This window comes from Pseudomonas cyclaminis, assembly GCF_015163715.1.
Classification (GTDB): domain Bacteria; phylum Pseudomonadota; class Gammaproteobacteria; order Pseudomonadales; family Pseudomonadaceae; genus Aquipseudomonas; species Aquipseudomonas cyclaminis.
Window position 1 is genome coordinate 1 of the sequence record NZ_JADDUM010000286.1, and the last position, 15,456, is coordinate 15,456.

General features: G+C 60.2%; 12 protein-coding genes and 1 pseudogene. 10 read left to right on the plus strand and 3 right to left on the minus strand.

Translation table 11 applies throughout. From position 1 onward, the window contains the following. Positions 1–22 precede the first annotated feature (22 nt). Positions 23–949, minus strand: a complete 927-nt coding sequence (locus IQK56_RS28395) for a carbon-nitrogen hydrolase family protein (RefSeq protein ID WP_150675983.1) — start codon at positions 947–949, stop codon at positions 23–25. A 90-nt stretch (positions 950–1,039) separates the two neighbouring features. On the opposite strand from IQK56_RS28395, the gene IQK56_RS28400 reads away from it, so the two are divergent. Next, positions 1,040–1,960, plus strand: coding sequence for a LysR family transcriptional regulator (locus IQK56_RS28400; protein ID WP_193861876.1), 921 nt, complete (start codon positions 1,040–1,042; stop codon positions 1,958–1,960). On the opposite strand, the gene IQK56_RS28405 is transcribed toward IQK56_RS28400, so the two are convergent. Next, a complete protein-coding gene (locus IQK56_RS28405; protein WP_099585223.1) occupies positions 1,932–2,186 on the minus strand; it encodes a hypothetical protein in 255 nt (84 codons plus the stop codon). The two genes, IQK56_RS28400 and IQK56_RS28405, sit on opposite strands and share 29 nt — an antisense overlap. A gap of 163 nt (positions 2,187–2,349) precedes the next feature. On the opposite strand from IQK56_RS28405, the gene IQK56_RS28410 reads away from it, so the two are divergent. After that, complete coding sequence (locus IQK56_RS28410; protein WP_032887039.1) at positions 2,350–2,670, plus strand: ElaB/YgaM/YqjD family protein; 321 nt, start codon at positions 2,350–2,352, stop codon at positions 2,668–2,670. A 98-nt stretch (positions 2,671–2,768) separates the two neighbouring features. Here IQK56_RS28410 and IQK56_RS28415 read toward each other — a convergent pair whose 3' ends face one another. Further along, entirely contained in the window at positions 2,769–3,806 is a 1,038-nt protein-coding gene (locus tag IQK56_RS28415) for an Ldh family oxidoreductase (protein ID WP_122308767.1), read from the minus strand. Between the two features lie 178 nt (positions 3,807–3,984). Here IQK56_RS28415 and IQK56_RS28420 point away from each other — a divergent pair, with 178 nt between their 5' ends. From IQK56_RS28420 to IQK56_RS28455, 8 genes and pseudogenes are all read left to right on the plus strand, one after another. Further along, positions 3,985–9,147: a dermonecrotic toxin domain-containing protein gene (locus tag IQK56_RS28420; protein ID WP_193901910.1), complete on the plus strand. Its 5,163-nt coding sequence runs from the start codon at positions 3,985–3,987 to the stop codon at positions 9,145–9,147. Between the two features lie 188 nt (positions 9,148–9,335). Next, positions 9,336–10,331, plus strand: coding sequence for a FecR family protein (locus tag IQK56_RS28425; RefSeq protein WP_193861875.1), 996 nt, complete (start codon positions 9,336–9,338; stop codon positions 10,329–10,331). Between the two features lie 327 nt (positions 10,332–10,658). Further along, positions 10,659–11,107, plus strand: a pseudogene (locus IQK56_RS28430) (hypothetical protein). Beyond that, positions 11,107–11,655, plus strand: coding sequence for an adhesin (locus IQK56_RS28435; RefSeq protein WP_193861874.1), 549 nt, complete (start codon positions 11,107–11,109; stop codon positions 11,653–11,655). Before IQK56_RS28430 ends, IQK56_RS28435 begins: the two are co-directional and overlap by 1 nt. A gap of 67 nt (positions 11,656–11,722) precedes the next feature. Continuing rightward, positions 11,723–12,469, plus strand: a complete 747-nt coding sequence (locus IQK56_RS28440) for a hypothetical protein (protein ID WP_122308757.1) — start codon at positions 11,723–11,725, stop codon at positions 12,467–12,469. A gap of 60 nt (positions 12,470–12,529) precedes the next feature. Next, positions 12,530–13,210, plus strand: a complete 681-nt coding sequence (locus IQK56_RS28445) for a C39 family peptidase (protein ID WP_150675980.1) — start codon at positions 12,530–12,532, stop codon at positions 13,208–13,210. A gap of 38 nt (positions 13,211–13,248) precedes the next feature. Continuing rightward, complete coding sequence (locus IQK56_RS28450; RefSeq protein WP_122308753.1) at positions 13,249–13,992, plus strand: hypothetical protein; 744 nt, start codon at positions 13,249–13,251, stop codon at positions 13,990–13,992. Positions 13,993–14,041: 49 nt separating this feature from the next. Next, positions 14,042–15,346, plus strand: a complete 1,305-nt coding sequence (locus IQK56_RS28455) for an autotransporter outer membrane beta-barrel domain-containing protein (protein WP_150762066.1) — start codon at positions 14,042–14,044, stop codon at positions 15,344–15,346. The last annotated feature ends 110 nt before the right edge of the window (positions 15,347–15,456 follow it).

The window sequence follows — 15,456 nt, forward strand, 5'->3', positions numbered from 1 at the left end:
CCTCCCACATGTCGACCCGGTTTCAATCGGTGATATAGCGCACGCCTGGCTTGGCGCGTTCATCGACCGTCAGCTCGAACACATCCGGGCGCGCATAGTGCCCCACCACGTCATAGTCATACCGCGCCTTCACCAGCTCATCGGTATCGATCTGCGCCGTCAACAATCCCGCGCCACCCAGCAACGGCCCCGCGAGAATGTCGCCCATGGGGCCGACAATCACACTGCCGCCCGCAATCAAGGGGCGGTCCGCAGGCCAGTTGGCAATCTCCAGCCCCAACGCGTCGGGGGACGCTTGCACCTGGCACGCACTCACCACAAAACAGCGTCCTTCGTGGGCCACATGGCGCATGCTCACCTGCCACATGTCGCGCTCGTCGACCGTTGGCGCGCACCACACCTCGACGCCCTTGGCGTACATCGCCGTACGCAGCAGCGGCATCATGTTTTCCCAGCACACAGCACCGCCGATCCGCCCGACTGCCGTGTCGACCACCGGCAAGGTCGAGCCATCGCCCTTGCCCCAGATCAAGCGCTCAGTGCCGGTGGGCATCAGTTTGCGGTGCTTGGCCACCAGGCCGCCCGTTGGCTCGATGTACAACACGGTGCAGTACAAGGTGCTGCCACTGCGCTCGATCACGCCAAGCACCAAACTGGCCCCGGTGCGCGCCGACAGGCCGGCCAGCGCCTCGGTCTCGACGCCAGGCACATCGATGGCGTTGGCAAAGTAGCGGGCAAAGGCTTCGCGCCCCTCGGGCAGGCGGTAGCCCAGTTGCGTGCCGAAGCCTTCGCCTTTGGGATAACCGCCGAGCAGCGCCTCGGGCATCACCACCAGTTGCGCGCCGCTGCGTTTGATTTCGTCCTCGTAGCTGAGGATTTGCTCAAGGGTTTGAGCCTTGCCGCCGGGCAATGAGCCAATTTGCAAAGCCGCTACGGTAGAAACAGGCATCACGATCACTCCGAATAGGGGGGTTGCCCATTCTCCGGCCAGCCACGATCATGAATAAAGCCCACCTCAGCACTGAATGATATGAGCCAGATGAATATCGCCCAGGTCGACCTGAACCTGCTGAAAACCTTCGAAGCCCTGCATGACGAATCCAGCGCCAGCCGCGCAGCGTTGCGCCTGGGGGTTACGCAATCGGCCATCAGCGCGGGCTTGCGCCGCTTGCGTGAGGTCTACGGCGACCCGCTGTTCGTGCGCACCGGCCGAGGCCTGGCGCCGACGCTGCGGGCCAACCAATTGAAGCCGGTGATCAGTGAGGCGCTGGAGCGCTGCCGGCAGAGCCTGGCCATGGTCAATCCGGACAATCCGCATTACCAGGGGCGTTCCGTGGTGCTGGGGCTGTCCGATGACTTTGAAATTGCCTACGGCCGCCGGCTGATGCAGGAGATCGCCCGACGTTTGCCGAAACTGCGTGTGATTTTTCGTCAGACCCACAGCCAGATCGTCGCCAACGCCCTGCTCGACCGCACACTGGATTTGGCGATCACCGCCGGCGGTTTTGCACAGAACCGTTTGAGTCGGCAGGTGTTGGCAGAAGGTGATTACCGCTGCCTCGTGGACCCCGGCAGCCTCGCACCGGACCAGGCCGGCATCAGCCTGGACGAATTTGTCGCCCGCGAGCATGTGCTGGTGTCGTCCGGCGGGTTTATCGGCATTACGGATGAGGGCTTGGCCGCCCAAGGGCTGAGCCGCCAGGTGTGTGCGTCGACCAGCCACTTTGCCGCGCTGCCGTTTTTGCTCAAGGGCAGCGACGCGGTGGCGACCATTCCGGGGCATGCGGCACAGGCCATCGCCGAGATGACCGGCTTGCGCGTATTGCCCTGCCCGCTGGCACTGCCACGCTACCCGGTGGAACTGGGCTGGCGCACCCAGGCGCAGTTGGATCCGATGCTGCTCAAAGTACGCGAAGCGATTGCCGCCAGCTTTACTTCGCGGCCGCCATCAACTTGTTGACTTCACTGCGCACCATGCCGGAAAACTCCGGCGGCGACATGCCGTCAAGCTCTGCGCGAACCCACTCGGCCCACTTGCCTTTGCGCTTGGCACGCTCGCCAAACAACCGCGCTGCTTCGCCCTTGGCCTTGCCCAGGTTGGTTTGCCACAGGTCATAGAGGCGGGACTTTTCATCTTCCAGCTCGGCGCGTTCGGCGAGGGTCTTGTTGGCGAGATTGAAGCTCATGTTGAATTACCTGCTGCACAAATAGACGACATCTTACACTGTAGGTCGAAATTTCCTGATTCGGATTTTGCTCAAGAGCAGGCTACGGCAAAAAAACTGCAACTTTTGCCATCACGCGATACTCCATTGTTCACTGTCACATTCACTCGCAAGGAGTCACACAATGGCCCGCAAAACTGCTGCCCAAGCTGTCGAAGACCAAATCAAGGATCAAGCCTTCAGCGAACTCACCGCGCTGATCGAAGAGTCGGACAAACTGCTCAAAAGCAGCGCCGCCCTGGTAGGCGAAGAAGGCGAAACCCTGCGCGAGCAGGTCGCAATCAAACTCAAGCAAGCCCTGGACTCCGTGTCCAACGTGCGCGAGCGCAGCAAGCCGGTGGTGGATGCCACGGAAACCTACATCGGTGGCCATCCGTGGCAGACCGTGGCGATTTCTGCAGGCTTTGGCTTGGTGGTGGGCCTGTTGCTGGGTCGTCGTAACTGATCGAGCCGGATGCGCATCAGGCTGCGTGGCGGACACATTGACACCCCGCTGACACCCCGCGCTCTGCGGGGCCGCCAACGCAGCCTGACAGCCTCTGCTCAGTCCATCAGCAACGCCTGCAATTGCGCCAAATCCTGAGCCTGCAGCTCAATTCCCGCCTCCAACGACTTCGCCCGCGTGCGATGCCGTCGATCCCCCGGCAACCTGCGCAACCCCGCCGCATGCATCTGCCGCACCAGTTCCTGGCTGCGCTCGGCAAAGCTTTGCCCAGCAGTTTTGCTCGGGTCGATCACGATCAGTAATTGACCGGTCCACGGCGTTCGCGCCCCTGGATGATCAGCCCAATTGAATTCAAAGGAAAAATTGCCGCCTGTCAACGCCGCCGCCAGCAGCTCGACCATCATCGACAACGCCGACCCCTTGTGCCCGCCAAAGGGCAGCAACGCGCCGCCTTCGAGCACGGCTTTAGGGTCAGTGGTGGGTTGGCCGAGGCTATCGACGCCCATGCCAGGCGGTAATCGCTCGCCTTTGCGCGCCGCAATCTGCACGTCACCGTGGGCAATGGCGCTGGTGGCCAGGTCGAACACAATCGGGGCACCGTCGGCACGCGGCGCGGCAAAGGCAATGGGGTTGGTGCCGAACAACGGTCGGTCGGCGCCATGGGGCACCACGCAGGTCATGCTGTTGACCACGCTCAACGCCACCAGGCCCTCTTCGGCGAAGGGTTCGACATCGGGCCACAAGGCAGCAAAGTGATGGGAATTGTGAATCGCCATCAGGGCAATGCCTGCACTGCGCGCCTTCTCGACCAACAGCCCTCGGGCCGCTTCCAGGGCTGGCTGGGCAAACCCGTTGCACGCATCCACCCGCACAAAGCCGGACGCCACGTCGGTGACCACCGGTGTCGCCTTGCCGTTGACCCAGCCGCTGGCCAGGGTGCTGAGGTAACCGGGGATGCGGAAGATCCCATGGCTATGGGCGCCGTCGCGCTCGGCGCTGGCACAATTGCGCGCCAGGATCGCCGCAACCTCAGGTGAGGTGCCGTGCTTGATAAACACCGCGTGCAGCAACCCCACCAGGTCGTTGAAATCGATAAAGGCGGTGGCATGTTCAACTATCGGGGACTGGGCAGACATCTGTAGCTCCGATTTTATAATTGGAAGAGGCAACAACAATCCAGACGGTCGATTAAACAACGCCTGCCGTGCCTGCTGTCAACGGCTGCTTGCGATCCAGCCCAGTTATGTACCGCCCGGCGCCATGTGGCGGGCCCTACCTTGAAGGCTCACTCATCGCCACGCTGGAGAGCGCACCATGGCGCACGTCACCCCGCCCTACTTTTTCGATGAATTCCTGCGCCCGGTAAGGCGCAAAACCCCCACGGAACGTGAGCGTGCGCTGGGGTTTACGGTCAAGGACCTCGATTGGCTGCACACGCTGTACTACGCCTCTGACACGGCACGTCAGAACTCGACGGTCGTCGATCACCCGATGCGCGTGGAACGCTTGCTGCTCAACCGCCCAGGCCACCCCGCCATCACCCTGGCCGGTGCGTTCATGATCAGCTCCACGCCGGACGATAACAAAGCCGTGCTTTACACGCCCTATGGTGGGCTGGAAGTGTTCGACAGTCGTGTCGACCTGCTCGCTCAAGTACAGGAGCGCCTCAAGCAATCGAGCCAGCGCATCGATCTACTGCAATTTCTGGCGATCCGCGAGCGTCATGCGCTGCCGATAACGGTGAGCCTGACCGTGACCAGCGCCATCATCCAGGGCGCGGTGATGCAAGACCAGCATGACGCCCTCCTCGCGGCCCAACAGCAAAACGTGGCGATGATGCTCGATGAGTTGCGCAAACTGCCAAGCCTGCACGGGATGCTGGACACGTTGCTCGGCATCATGAGCCACTCCTATTTCCCGGGCTTGAACCAAGCGGACACGCGGGTGAATTTCTTCAGCCACGCGTCGGCCGATGAAGACAGTCGCTGGGTCGCCTCCGACCCACTGCGTGACGTGCTGCTGCGGTTTTATGTCGATCAAGCCTGGCCAACGGATCAAACCCACACGTTTTTCAATATCAAGCACGACACCCGCGCGTTTTCGAAGGAGCAACTGGCCCAGGACCAGCAACGCTGGGACAGCGTGGTTGAACAAACCAGCGGGATTCTTGCGAAGTTACTGAGCAGCCTGCTGCAAACCTATTGGAACGAAGACATCAAGGACGGCGAGTCGCGCCTGCGGCTGTTCGCCCAGGCGATGAGTGATAAATTTCGCGTCGATCTGTTGCTCAAGCACCAGAACGCAATCCTGTCCACCGAGGAAAACCAGACGCTGCAGGCGGTTTTCCTGCCGGACCAGGCCGCCCGGAGCAAGTTTTCCAGCCAGCTGCGCGTCGAAAAGGTGCAGGTCCATGCGCCTTATCAACATTATGTCGAGCTGGCCAGCACCCTGATGATGAGCAACGGCCACGCGTATCTCTACACTCAAACCCGCGGTTTGCAGGTGCTCAAGGACCTCAACGACCTCAATGCCACACTCCTGGCCATGCTCAAGGCCACGGGGCATGAGGATGAACTGCTCAACTTCCTGTCGCTGGATGAACGCAACCTGTTTATTGGCATGAGCCAGGTTCAGGTCACCGGACGGCCTGTGGCCGGCAACGTATTCCAGGACATGCTCGAAGGCATCGTCGCCAAACAGCTGGACAACCTGGCATACGCGCTGGGGATCTATCGGCGCAGCGCCAGCGAGATCGACCTGGCGGCGCTGCTGGACCATGCGCTGGATGTGCGCACCATGCTTGACAGCCGTTTGCTGGGACTGGATGCCGGCGGACGCTGGACCGTCCACCCCGTCGCTCAGGGCAATGGCCGCCCCACCACCGTGCGGGCGGAAAAAGCCAAGCGGCAACTGCAGACCTTGCAGGCCATCGAGGAGGCAATGGCCCTGGAGCGCAGCAAGTACACGACGTTAAGCGAGCTTGCAGGCCACGCGCTGGAGGTGGAGTTGATCAAACATCAGCTCGATCTGAAGGCCGCCGAGGTCTTCATCAATAGGTACGCCTCGGCCGCCCAGGAACGTGAGGAGCGACTGCCGCTGACTTCTACAGGCATGGTCGCGCACTTCATCAAGCGCGTGGCCCAGAAAGCCGGCGCCCTGGCAGGCTCCCCCCGCACCTGGTTTTACGGCCCCCGCCGCGACGGCGTCGCCCACCAACTGCACAACCTGACAATCGAGAGCTTCAATGCCGTGATCGAGCAGGCCATGAGCACCTTTACCCAGCACGACCTGCGCGAACTGCCGCACCTGCAGCTGGAGAACAATCAGGCGCACCTCAGCCACGGGATGTTACAGGGCCTGCGCGGCGAGACTGAACTGAGCCGGCTGTACAAGAGCTTGTCGCCGGGCAATCTTGACCTGCTGACCAGCGTGCTCAACATCGACAGCCTGCGCAGCCGCGAATACCGCCACGGGCTGAACGGTTTTCTGCCGGATGCCTTTGGTCTGACCTTGAACGTGGGCGACAGCGCCGAGCCCCAAGGCCTGGCCAACTGCTTCGTGCTGACTGAACGGGGCGGTATCGACCCCCATCATTCAGGGGCCGCGTTGCTGTGGACGCCGCGTCATGGCTTTGAGGCATTTACGTCAATCAAGGGCTTGCGCGACGCACTGGAGCAACGTTTGCAGGATCCTCTGAAGCGTTTGTACCTGATCGAGAACCTTCCGGTGTCCAGGCGTGTGCCGCACCAACGCTATCGGCTCGGACCGCTGCAACGCATCGATGATCACGTACTCAACAATCGCCAACGCACCTACAGCGACCTCGTCCGTGAAGAAATCGACCATCTGCTCTCGATGAATCTGGGTGCACACCGCTTTCAGGAATGCATGGACGCGTTGATCCGCCGCGCTCCGCCGTCCAACCTGCCCAGGGCCATTGGCATGGCGCGCGCCATGGTCCACCAGCAGGAATTGCCGGTCTGGCTGGGCATCGCTCGGCCTGATGAGCAAATCCTGCACGCGGAGCTGCTCGAACAGTACCGCCTCAGCGCACCGGATGAGCGCGACTACCTTCACAGCATCACGCCCCTGCGCGAACACGCGATGAGCAGCCTCACGACACTGCTCGAGGCGCGTTTCCCAGGGCAAGCAATCAACCCTGACAACATCTTGATTGCCGGCCGTATCGACCTTGAAGGCAACACTCAAACCCTGACGGACTTCGCCCTCAAGCACTTGCCTGACTTGCGCGCCGAAACAATCCGGCCACGCTCGCGTACCGCAACCCCACTCCCCGACGCACTGGACGGCAGCGCCATTGAGCAATTGGTGCGACAGCTCGATTTGAAAAGCCACTACCAAGCGCAACTGACCACACATCTCAAAGGCGAGAGCGAGGACACCCGTAAGCGCCGGCACTTGTTCTACCGACAACTGCCGTGGCAAGTCCTGCAATACGCCCATGAACTGAAACTTGATGAGCGTTTATCTGCGTCGGCCTGGGGCTTCATTCAGCAAGTCTTTGATATGCCCGATGGGCTGGCCCGTGCCGCCGTCAGGGGCGTGACAGCGATCATTCGTCCCCTGGAACTGATCGCCACTGCTGGTGCTGTCAAGGCCAAGGCCCTGGGCTGCTACCTGATCGGTCCAAAAGCCGGCGCTTCCGGCCCCTTGGTCCTGTATGCACCTTACAGCGCCAAACATTTATTGAAGGAGTACGCCAATGAAGCCGCATTCCTCAATGAATTCACCACACCCGGAGCCCTGCAGGAATGGGTCGTGGGCCAGTTGCAGGCGCCGCTTCAAGCCACGTACCGCAATTTGCTGCGCCAGAGCTGGGGCCCCGGGCCTTCGGACATCCATCTTGGCGCGTCCACGATCACGGGCAACCTGCTGAACCAATTGTTTAACGACAATACCGAGATGCTGTTCCAGATGCTGGATCGCCAGTTCACCACGTCGGGCGAGACCCAGTGGGACGCAATCACCAGCCTGCTGACCCAAGGTATTCCCAAAATCCTGCAGCTCCTGCCGGGCAAACTCGCTTACCCGCTGGTGGTGTGGCGCAGCTACAAACTGTTCCTGACCGCCGCAGAGGAGCTGCAACAGCACCATTGGCAAGGCGCGCTCAGAGCCTTTGTGGCAGGCGTGGCGGAATTGGCAAGCCTGCGTCAGCCACTCGATACGCTGTTCCCACCGCCGCCAGTGCAGGAAACCACCACGCTGGAGCAATGGTTGCAGGCCCCGCCCCCTGCGCCAGCCACCCTGGCCGAGCTGGATCTGACGGCGCCAGGGCGCACCCAGCTGCAAGCATTTGAAGAGCGCGAGGTGGCCTTGGTCGACCTGGAAAAAAGCGTGAAGACCCACGTCTACAGCAATAAAAGTTCCACCGCCCACTACGTGCCGCTGGCGGGCAAGGTATACCCGGTAAAAAAAGCCGGTCCGCACTGGCGCCTGGGCGACGCGGGTCAGCCGGGCCCGTACATCCAGAGCAATGCTCAGGGCGAGTGGACGCTGGACCTCGACCAGCACCACCCGCGCTACGGCAAAACCCTGAGTCGTTACGCCGGCAGCTTTTCCGTCAACAGGGCGCTACGCGAGGTCATCAATATCGAAGCCGTGGGCATCCGGGCCATCGCGGCCTTATCCAGTTGGAAAGCACAGTGCATTGATGAGGCCCTTAACGTTGCGACCTACTATGCAGTCAACTGCAAACGCAACCTCGTGCAATTTGCGCCGCTACGCAGTGCAGGTAGCCGGGTCGGACGCTTTTTCAGTGAGTTGTTCGGCATCGTCACGCTGACACCCGAGCAGCTACAACGCGTCGAGCGGCGTGTCGACGAGGTACTCGATGAACTGACGAACCACACCCTGATCGGTCCGGACTCCATGCGTTTTGTCAGCGGCACCCATCGGACCGACCCACGAAACAACTTCGCCTTCGTGCTGCCCGATGATCCAGACCACAAGATCTACTTGCTGGACCGGTTCTTCGACCCGCCCATGGACATCTATCAAAACCGCCTGACGACGCCCTTCAACCTCTCGGCCCATGCACGGGCAACCACACTGATTCACGAGATAACCCACATCAAATCCTTGACCGAAGACCTGGCTTACCTGGACACCATGCGACCGTTCACGGACCTGATTAACGTCAATATCAGCGGGGCAAGGCTGCTCAAGACCGAGCTGACTGACTTGCGGGAAAATGCGCTGTCTGTCTCGACGCCGGTGTCGATGCTCTTCAAGACATGGGATGCGTTTTCCCAGAAATGGGAGGATTTTGGAAACGAGTACTCAACCTCGTTTATCAAGGACAAAGTCCTGGTGACCACTGGAGCCAAAACGCTGGAGGACGCCCGCTCGCAATTCATGAGCAACAGTGACAAGCGCATAGACACCATCCTGGCGAATGCCGACTCCGTGACCTATTTGATCAGTGAACTCGGGCGTGTACTGGATGCGGACGCCTGAGCAGCGCGGCGGGTTTGCACAAAATGACTAAGGTTCTGTCGCCCACTTTCGTACACCAGTGCAAGCGTGCGCGAACATTTTCAGGCGCATCCAAACGAGAATGGCTTCCAATTGATGTGCAATCGCCATGATGGCTGTTCTCGCCGTCCACCCTGGGGGGTTAGAATGTGGGAAATCAGGATGAGTTAATGAGCGAAAAGTCCCTTTCAGAAGCCGAATATGACGCCATCACCGACGCCGCCGCGCATTGGTGCATGCGCCTGCATGCGGGTGATTGCACACCGGCTGAGCGTCAGGCCTTTTCGCAATGGCACGATAGCCACCCGCTGCACGCGTTTGAATACGCGGCGATGCTGGAAATCTGGGACGTCGCCGACCACCTGCCCCGCCCCGAACCTACCGCCACCGTGGTGCCGTTCAAACCTCGCAGTCGACTGCGTACTTACGCCGTCGCCGCTGCGATCTGCCTGGCCGCACTGCCCTTGGCCGCGTTCACCGGTTGGGAAGCGGGCTGGCTGCCCAGCTCCTACGAACGTTTCGAAGCCAGCAATGGTTTACGCCAGGTGACGCTGGGGGACGGCAGCCAGGTGGAGTTGAACCTGGGCACCGAGTTGGTCTACAGCAATTACAAAGACCAGCGTCGGGTCACGCTGAAAAAAGGCGAGGCGTTTTTCAAGGTCACCCATGACAGCGCCCATCCGTTCATCGTGCGTGCCGGCGAAGGCCAGGTGCGGGTGACGGGCACCCAGTTCAACGTCTGGAAGTATGGCGATCAGGTGCACGTGATGCTGCTCGAAGGCTCGGTACAGATTGCCAGCGACCAGCAGCACGGCAGCGTCGCCCTGACGCCAGGCATGCAGGCCAGCTATCAACACGGCGATGCCACGCCACGGGTAACGACGATCAATCCAAACGATACCGCCCTGGCCTGGCGCCAGGGCAAGCTGATCCTCGACAACCTGGCCCTGGCCGATGCGTTGCCATTGATCAACCGCTACCTGAACAAACCGGTGATGCTGGCGGACGCCAGCACCGGGGCAATTCGTATCGGCGGCATCTACAACATCAATGAGGTCCACAACCTCATCCCGTCCCTGCCCAAGGTTTTGCCGGTCTACCTGACCCAGAACCAGGATGGCAACCCCGTGCTCAACTCCATCCCGCGCCAATCCCCCAAAGGCTGAGCCTTAGCCACGCCCCTGGGCTTTTTCACGCCTGCCGTGTCCATTTTTGAAACACACGCCTGCTCTGCATCGCCCGTACTGGGCGGATTCATCGATTTGTCATGTGCAGTGTTTCACCGCTGATACAACCGGGTGAATCGTTTGTGGTACGGCCGCGCGCGCGTGCCCTGGCCGCAGGTGTATCAGCCCTGAAACAGCACTGACATCACTTTGCCCTCGAACAACTTCAACCAATTGAAAAACAACACAATATAAAAAGCGGCACGGCTTCTGCTCTATCCCTTACAGCGCTGTTTAGGGTCAGCGCGAAGAATAAGGAATGCCGCCGTGATTACACTCACTCAAGGTTCGATGAACGTACTGCTGATCAGCTGTGTACTCAGCGTCGGCATCAGTGTTCCCAGCTTTGCAGGTGACGGCGTGATCGTGACAGGGCGCAACGTACAGGCCCACATGTACGGCCGCGCCGCCTTCGGTAAAGACCCCTACCCCACCACCGCCAATGCCAATCCCAGCCGCGACATCATCAATGCCACTGGCGAGCTCAGTGATATGGATATCGGCGGAATCAGCAGCGGCTCCAGCATCGTCGGCGCTATCCCGACGAACAACACGCTGACTGGCCTGCATGCCACCCAAAACAGCATGTCCACCCTGGGGGCCGGCGCTGCCGCCGGCCACGGCGCGGGCAGCAGCATGGGCGGCAGATCAGTGATTCGATCCAGCGCGGCATGGCGCCGCTCAATAACATCGGCAGCATGATGGGGGGCAAGTAATGAACCGTTCCCTGCTCGTGCTCGCCCTGCTCGCCAGCGCCCCGGCCTTCGCCGACAACACCGCGGTGATCAACAACAGCGGCCAGCAATACGAAGGCGTGGTGTCGATCAACCAGGCGGCCGGTAATCAGCAACAAATGTCCAACAGCCGCGCCATTGCGCTCGGTGGCCAAGCCACCAACGTCAACATCCAGCGCCTGGACGGCAGCGTCGACCGGTCCCTGAATGCCAAAGCGGCGATCGAGGGCACCTCTTTCACCAGCGGCAACGGCGTACTGGGCATCAACCAGTCGGCCGGGGCCAATAACCAATCAATCAACGCCGTGCGGATCAGCATCAACCCTGGCCCGCAAAGCATCGATGACAGCGTCCTGTTGCAACAGAACACGACGCAGTTGACCGACTCAGGGCTCACCCCCACCACTGGCAGCCGCCAAGTCGCCACCAGCGACCAGGCCTTCACAGGCAGCCGAGGAGTGATTCAGGTGAACCAGAGTGCCGGGGTGGGGAACCGAGTGGCTAACACCCTAGGCATCACTATCAAGTAACTGCTTGGTAGCACTAGTCAGACCGTACCAACACTTAACCAACTAATTAGAAGCAAGGAGAAACACCATGAAACCTCAAATGGCTCTGAAACCAATGGTTTTCGCTCTCGCCGCACTCATGGCTGCTGCTGCTCAAGCAGGTGGTGGCTGGCACCCTGCGCCTCAACCAACCGGCGTGGTTGCCTCTGTCGTGACCGATGTGCAAAACAGCGCGGGCAACCGGTTTGACGACACCAAAACCGAAAACAACGCTTCCGCCGATGACTCGGTAAACGGCAACAGCGGTAATACCGGTGTTAACGTTCAGTCGGGCAGTGGTAACCAGGCAGACAACTCCGGCGCGATCTCCAGTGCCAAAGGCGACTTTGCAACCGTATTCGCGGTCGTCGATGTGAATCAAAACAGCTTGCTGAACACCTACAGCAACAAAGGCACCCAAAACAACGCCTCCCTGGACAACTCGGTTAACGGTAACTCCGGCAACGTGGGTTACAACGGTCAGGCAGGTCAAGGCAACCAAGGCAAAAACAACCTGGCAATCACCACGGCGGATGGCAAAAACATCGCTGCGGCCGCCAACACCGAGCAAAATTCGCTCGCCAACAGCTACCTCAACACCGCAGCAACCAGCCACGGCTATGGCCATGGCGGTAAGGCTCAATACGTGTCCAACAACTCCAGCCTCGACAACTCGGTTAACCGCAACTCCGGCAACGTGGGTGTGAACCTGCAATCCGGCGCCGGCAACCAAGGCAGCAACAGCCTGTCGATCGGTCAAGGTTGCACCGTCTGCGCCAGTGGCGTGCGCTTCTGATCCAACGGGGCCTTGCAACAAGGCCCTTTTTTATTCCAGTGTCCAACAGGTCAGTCGATCATGCGCCTCGCGACCCTCACCCTCCTGATGTTACTCACCGGCCCCGCGTGGGCAGGCACCATGGCCATCTCAGCCATGCCTGGCGGTGCAGTGATCTTCAAGAAGGTCGAGAGTATCCGCGAACGCCGCTTCGCCAACCTGGTGGAACAGAAAACCGATTTCAGCTGCGGTGCTGCGGCACTCGCCACCATTCTGCGCCAGGGCTACTGGCTGGACGTCGACGAAAATCACGTCATCAAAGGCATGCTGGTCAACGCCGACCAGGACCTGGTGCGTACCCAGGGCTTTTCCATGCTGGACATGAAGCGCTACCTCGAAAGCATCGGCATGCGTGCCCGGGGCTACAAGATAGGGGCCGACACCTTGGTCACCATCAAAATCCCTGTGGTGGTGCTGCTGGAAATTCGCGGCTACAAGCACTTCGTGGTGATGCAGCGCGCCGACAAGGACTGGGTCTACATAGGCGACCCGGTACTGGGCCACAAACGCTATTCGCACGACGATTTCGTCAAGGGCTGGAATGGCATCGTGTTTGCCGTGCTGGGCGAGGGTTACGACAAGGCCAATGTCTTGCTCGACCCGCCTACGCCGCTGACCGCCAAGAACCAGTTGAATGAGTTCAGGCCCGTAGGCGATGCCGAGCTGATGGATTTCGGTTTTATCCAGAGCGACTTCTTCTAAGAAGCGCAATAAGGGGCAGGACGCTCCAGGAGCAGAAGATGAACACTTCCCGTTGGCTGACGGTCATGTGTCTGGCAGCCTCAATGCCCGCTTATGCTTCATCGGGGTTCAAACCCATCGAACTCAAGGATTCGGAAATGGCCGACCTGCGCGGCCGTTATGTGATGCCGGGGCGAATCATCAGCTTCGGCATTGTCATGAGCAGCACCTGGACCAACGCTGTGGGTGACACCATCACCGGCAAGGCCAGCATGCAGGTCGACTCGGCGACCATCACCCCGCAATTCTACGTACAGACCACCGGATCGACCGGCAATGGCACGAACCCGAACACCGGTACCGGCACGGTCACGGGCGGCGCGGGCCTGGGCAGTGGCCAGGGCGTGACCCAGAGCGTGCGCACCGCAGGTGATGGCAACACGGCCAACAACAACGTGGGCATCACCGTCGAAAATGGCTTTGCACCTTCCAACATCGTGCAATCGGGGCAAGTGCTGGTTGCCGGTGGCACGGTTACCGGGGACAGCGCAGCAGGCCGGGTCAGTGTGTCCGCCAACAACGGCGGCTTGCAGATGGCGATCCAGGCCAACCATAACCAGGGCAACAGCGTGCAGCAGATCGGCAGTGGCACGGTGCTGCAAGGCACGGTTTTGACCGGCAACACCAACTTCGTCAACAACATGACCCAGCTCAATGTGGTGATGAACAACAACGGTTTGAACAACGGCGCGCTGAACTGCAATTTGGACCAACTCAAAGGCCTACGCACCCTCGGTTATTGAACTACGCTGACCCTCGACACTTACGCATTAGAAAAGGACGGCTTATTTCATGCATCGATCGTTATCGCTTCGTGCGGTGGTCTGTTTAAGTACGCTCTTGCCTGCATCCGTTCTGTATGCCGCGCCAGATGCCGATATCGAAACGCTCAAACAGGAACTTCTGGAACTCAAGCAGCGGTATGACGTTCAGCAAAAAGCCTTGGCGGTACTGGAACAACGGGTACGCCAGGTCGAAGATCAACCAGCGGCACCGGCGCCCAAGCGCCTGGCCAAGTCCCCGGCAGACTTTCAAAAATCCGGCGGCGCGACCGTCGCGGGCACGGGGGCCGCTGCAGCGTCCGGCGGTGCGGGGGGCGGCGGCAGCTCCTATGGCCAGTCCCTCAAGGACGATTCGGCACCTGCGCAAAGTGTGAGCAACCTCTATAACGAGGCCAGCGGCTTTTTTGGCAATGGCAAGTTCAGCTTTGAAACCGGCATTACCTATGCCCGATATGACGCTCGCCAATTGACCCTTAACGGCTTCCTGGCGCTGGACTCGATTTTCCTCGGCAACATCAACCTGGACCGGATCAAGTCCGATAACTGGACCCTGGACCTGACCGGGCGCTACAACCTCGATAACCGCTGGCAGTTCGACGTGAACGTGCCCGTGGTGTACCGCGACTCCACCTACCAGTCAGCCGGCGCCGGCAACAACGGCACCGCGACCTCGGAAGCCTCGGTCACTCGCGACCCGACCATCGGCGACGTCAACTTCGGTGTGGCGTACAAATTCCTCGACGAAACCCCCAACCTGCCAGACGCCGTGGTGTCGGTGCGGGTCAAGGCGCCGACGGGCAAAGAGCCGTTTGGTATCAAGCTGATCAATACACCCGGCAACGACAACCTGTTCGTGCCCGAAAGCCTGCCTACGGGCAACGGTGTCTGGTCGGTCACGCCGGGGATCTCGCTGGTCAAGACCTTCGACCCGGCGGTGTTGTTCGGCTCGCTGTCCTACACCCACAACTTCGAAGATTCGTTTGATGACATCAGCAGTGACGTCAACCAGAAAGTCGGCGGCAAGGTCAGCCTGGGCGACAGCTTCCAGTTCGGCGTCGGCGTGGCCTTTGCCCTCAACGAGAAGATGAGTATGTCGTTCTCGGTGTCGGACCTGGTGCAGCGCAAGAGTCGGCTCAAGCCCAATGGCGGGGACTGGCAGTCGGTGGTGTCCAGTGATGCGAACGCTGGGTATTTCAACGTGGGGATGACGATTGCGGCGTCGGATAATTTGACGATTGTGCCGAACCTGGCGATTGGGATGACGGATGATGCGCCGGACTTTACGTTTAGCCTGAAGTTTCCGTATTACTTCTAGGACGTTTGGGGATTTGTTGAGCGGCTCTTGATCTTGCTTTAGATCTTGATCTTGATCTTAAGCGCCCCGTTAACCACGCTGGCCGGAATTCGATATTGATTTGGGGGGTA

Bases quoted from the DNA above. Each gene is read 5' to 3' on its own strand.
- IQK56_RS28395 (WP_150675983.1), bottom strand. From the start codon at position 949: ATGCCTGTTTCTACCGTAGCGGCTTTGCAAATTGGCTCATTGCCCGGC.
- IQK56_RS28400 (WP_193861876.1), top strand. From the start codon at position 1,040: ATGAATATCGCCCAGGTCGACCTGAACCTGCTGAAAACCTTCGAAGCC.
- IQK56_RS28405 (WP_099585223.1), bottom strand. From the start codon at position 2,186: ATGAGCTTCAATCTCGCCAACAAGACCCTCGCCGAACGCGCCGAGCTG.
- IQK56_RS28410 (WP_032887039.1), top strand. From the start codon at position 2,350: ATGGCCCGCAAAACTGCTGCCCAAGCTGTCGAAGACCAAATCAAGGAT.
- IQK56_RS28415 (WP_122308767.1), bottom strand. From the start codon at position 3,806: ATGTCTGCCCAGTCCCCGATAGTTGAACATGCCACCGCCTTTATCGAT.
- IQK56_RS28420 (WP_193901910.1), top strand. From the start codon at position 3,985: ATGGCGCACGTCACCCCGCCCTACTTTTTCGATGAATTCCTGCGCCCG.
- IQK56_RS28425 (WP_193861875.1), top strand. From the start codon at position 9,336: ATGAGCGAAAAGTCCCTTTCAGAAGCCGAATATGACGCCATCACCGAC.
- IQK56_RS28435 (WP_193861874.1), top strand. From the start codon at position 11,107: ATGAACCGTTCCCTGCTCGTGCTCGCCCTGCTCGCCAGCGCCCCGGCC.
- IQK56_RS28440 (WP_122308757.1), top strand. From the start codon at position 11,723: ATGAAACCTCAAATGGCTCTGAAACCAATGGTTTTCGCTCTCGCCGCA.
- IQK56_RS28445 (WP_150675980.1), top strand. From the start codon at position 12,530: ATGCGCCTCGCGACCCTCACCCTCCTGATGTTACTCACCGGCCCCGCG.
- IQK56_RS28450 (WP_122308753.1), top strand. From the start codon at position 13,249: ATGAACACTTCCCGTTGGCTGACGGTCATGTGTCTGGCAGCCTCAATG.
- IQK56_RS28455 (WP_150762066.1), top strand. From the start codon at position 14,042: ATGCATCGATCGTTATCGCTTCGTGCGGTGGTCTGTTTAAGTACGCTC.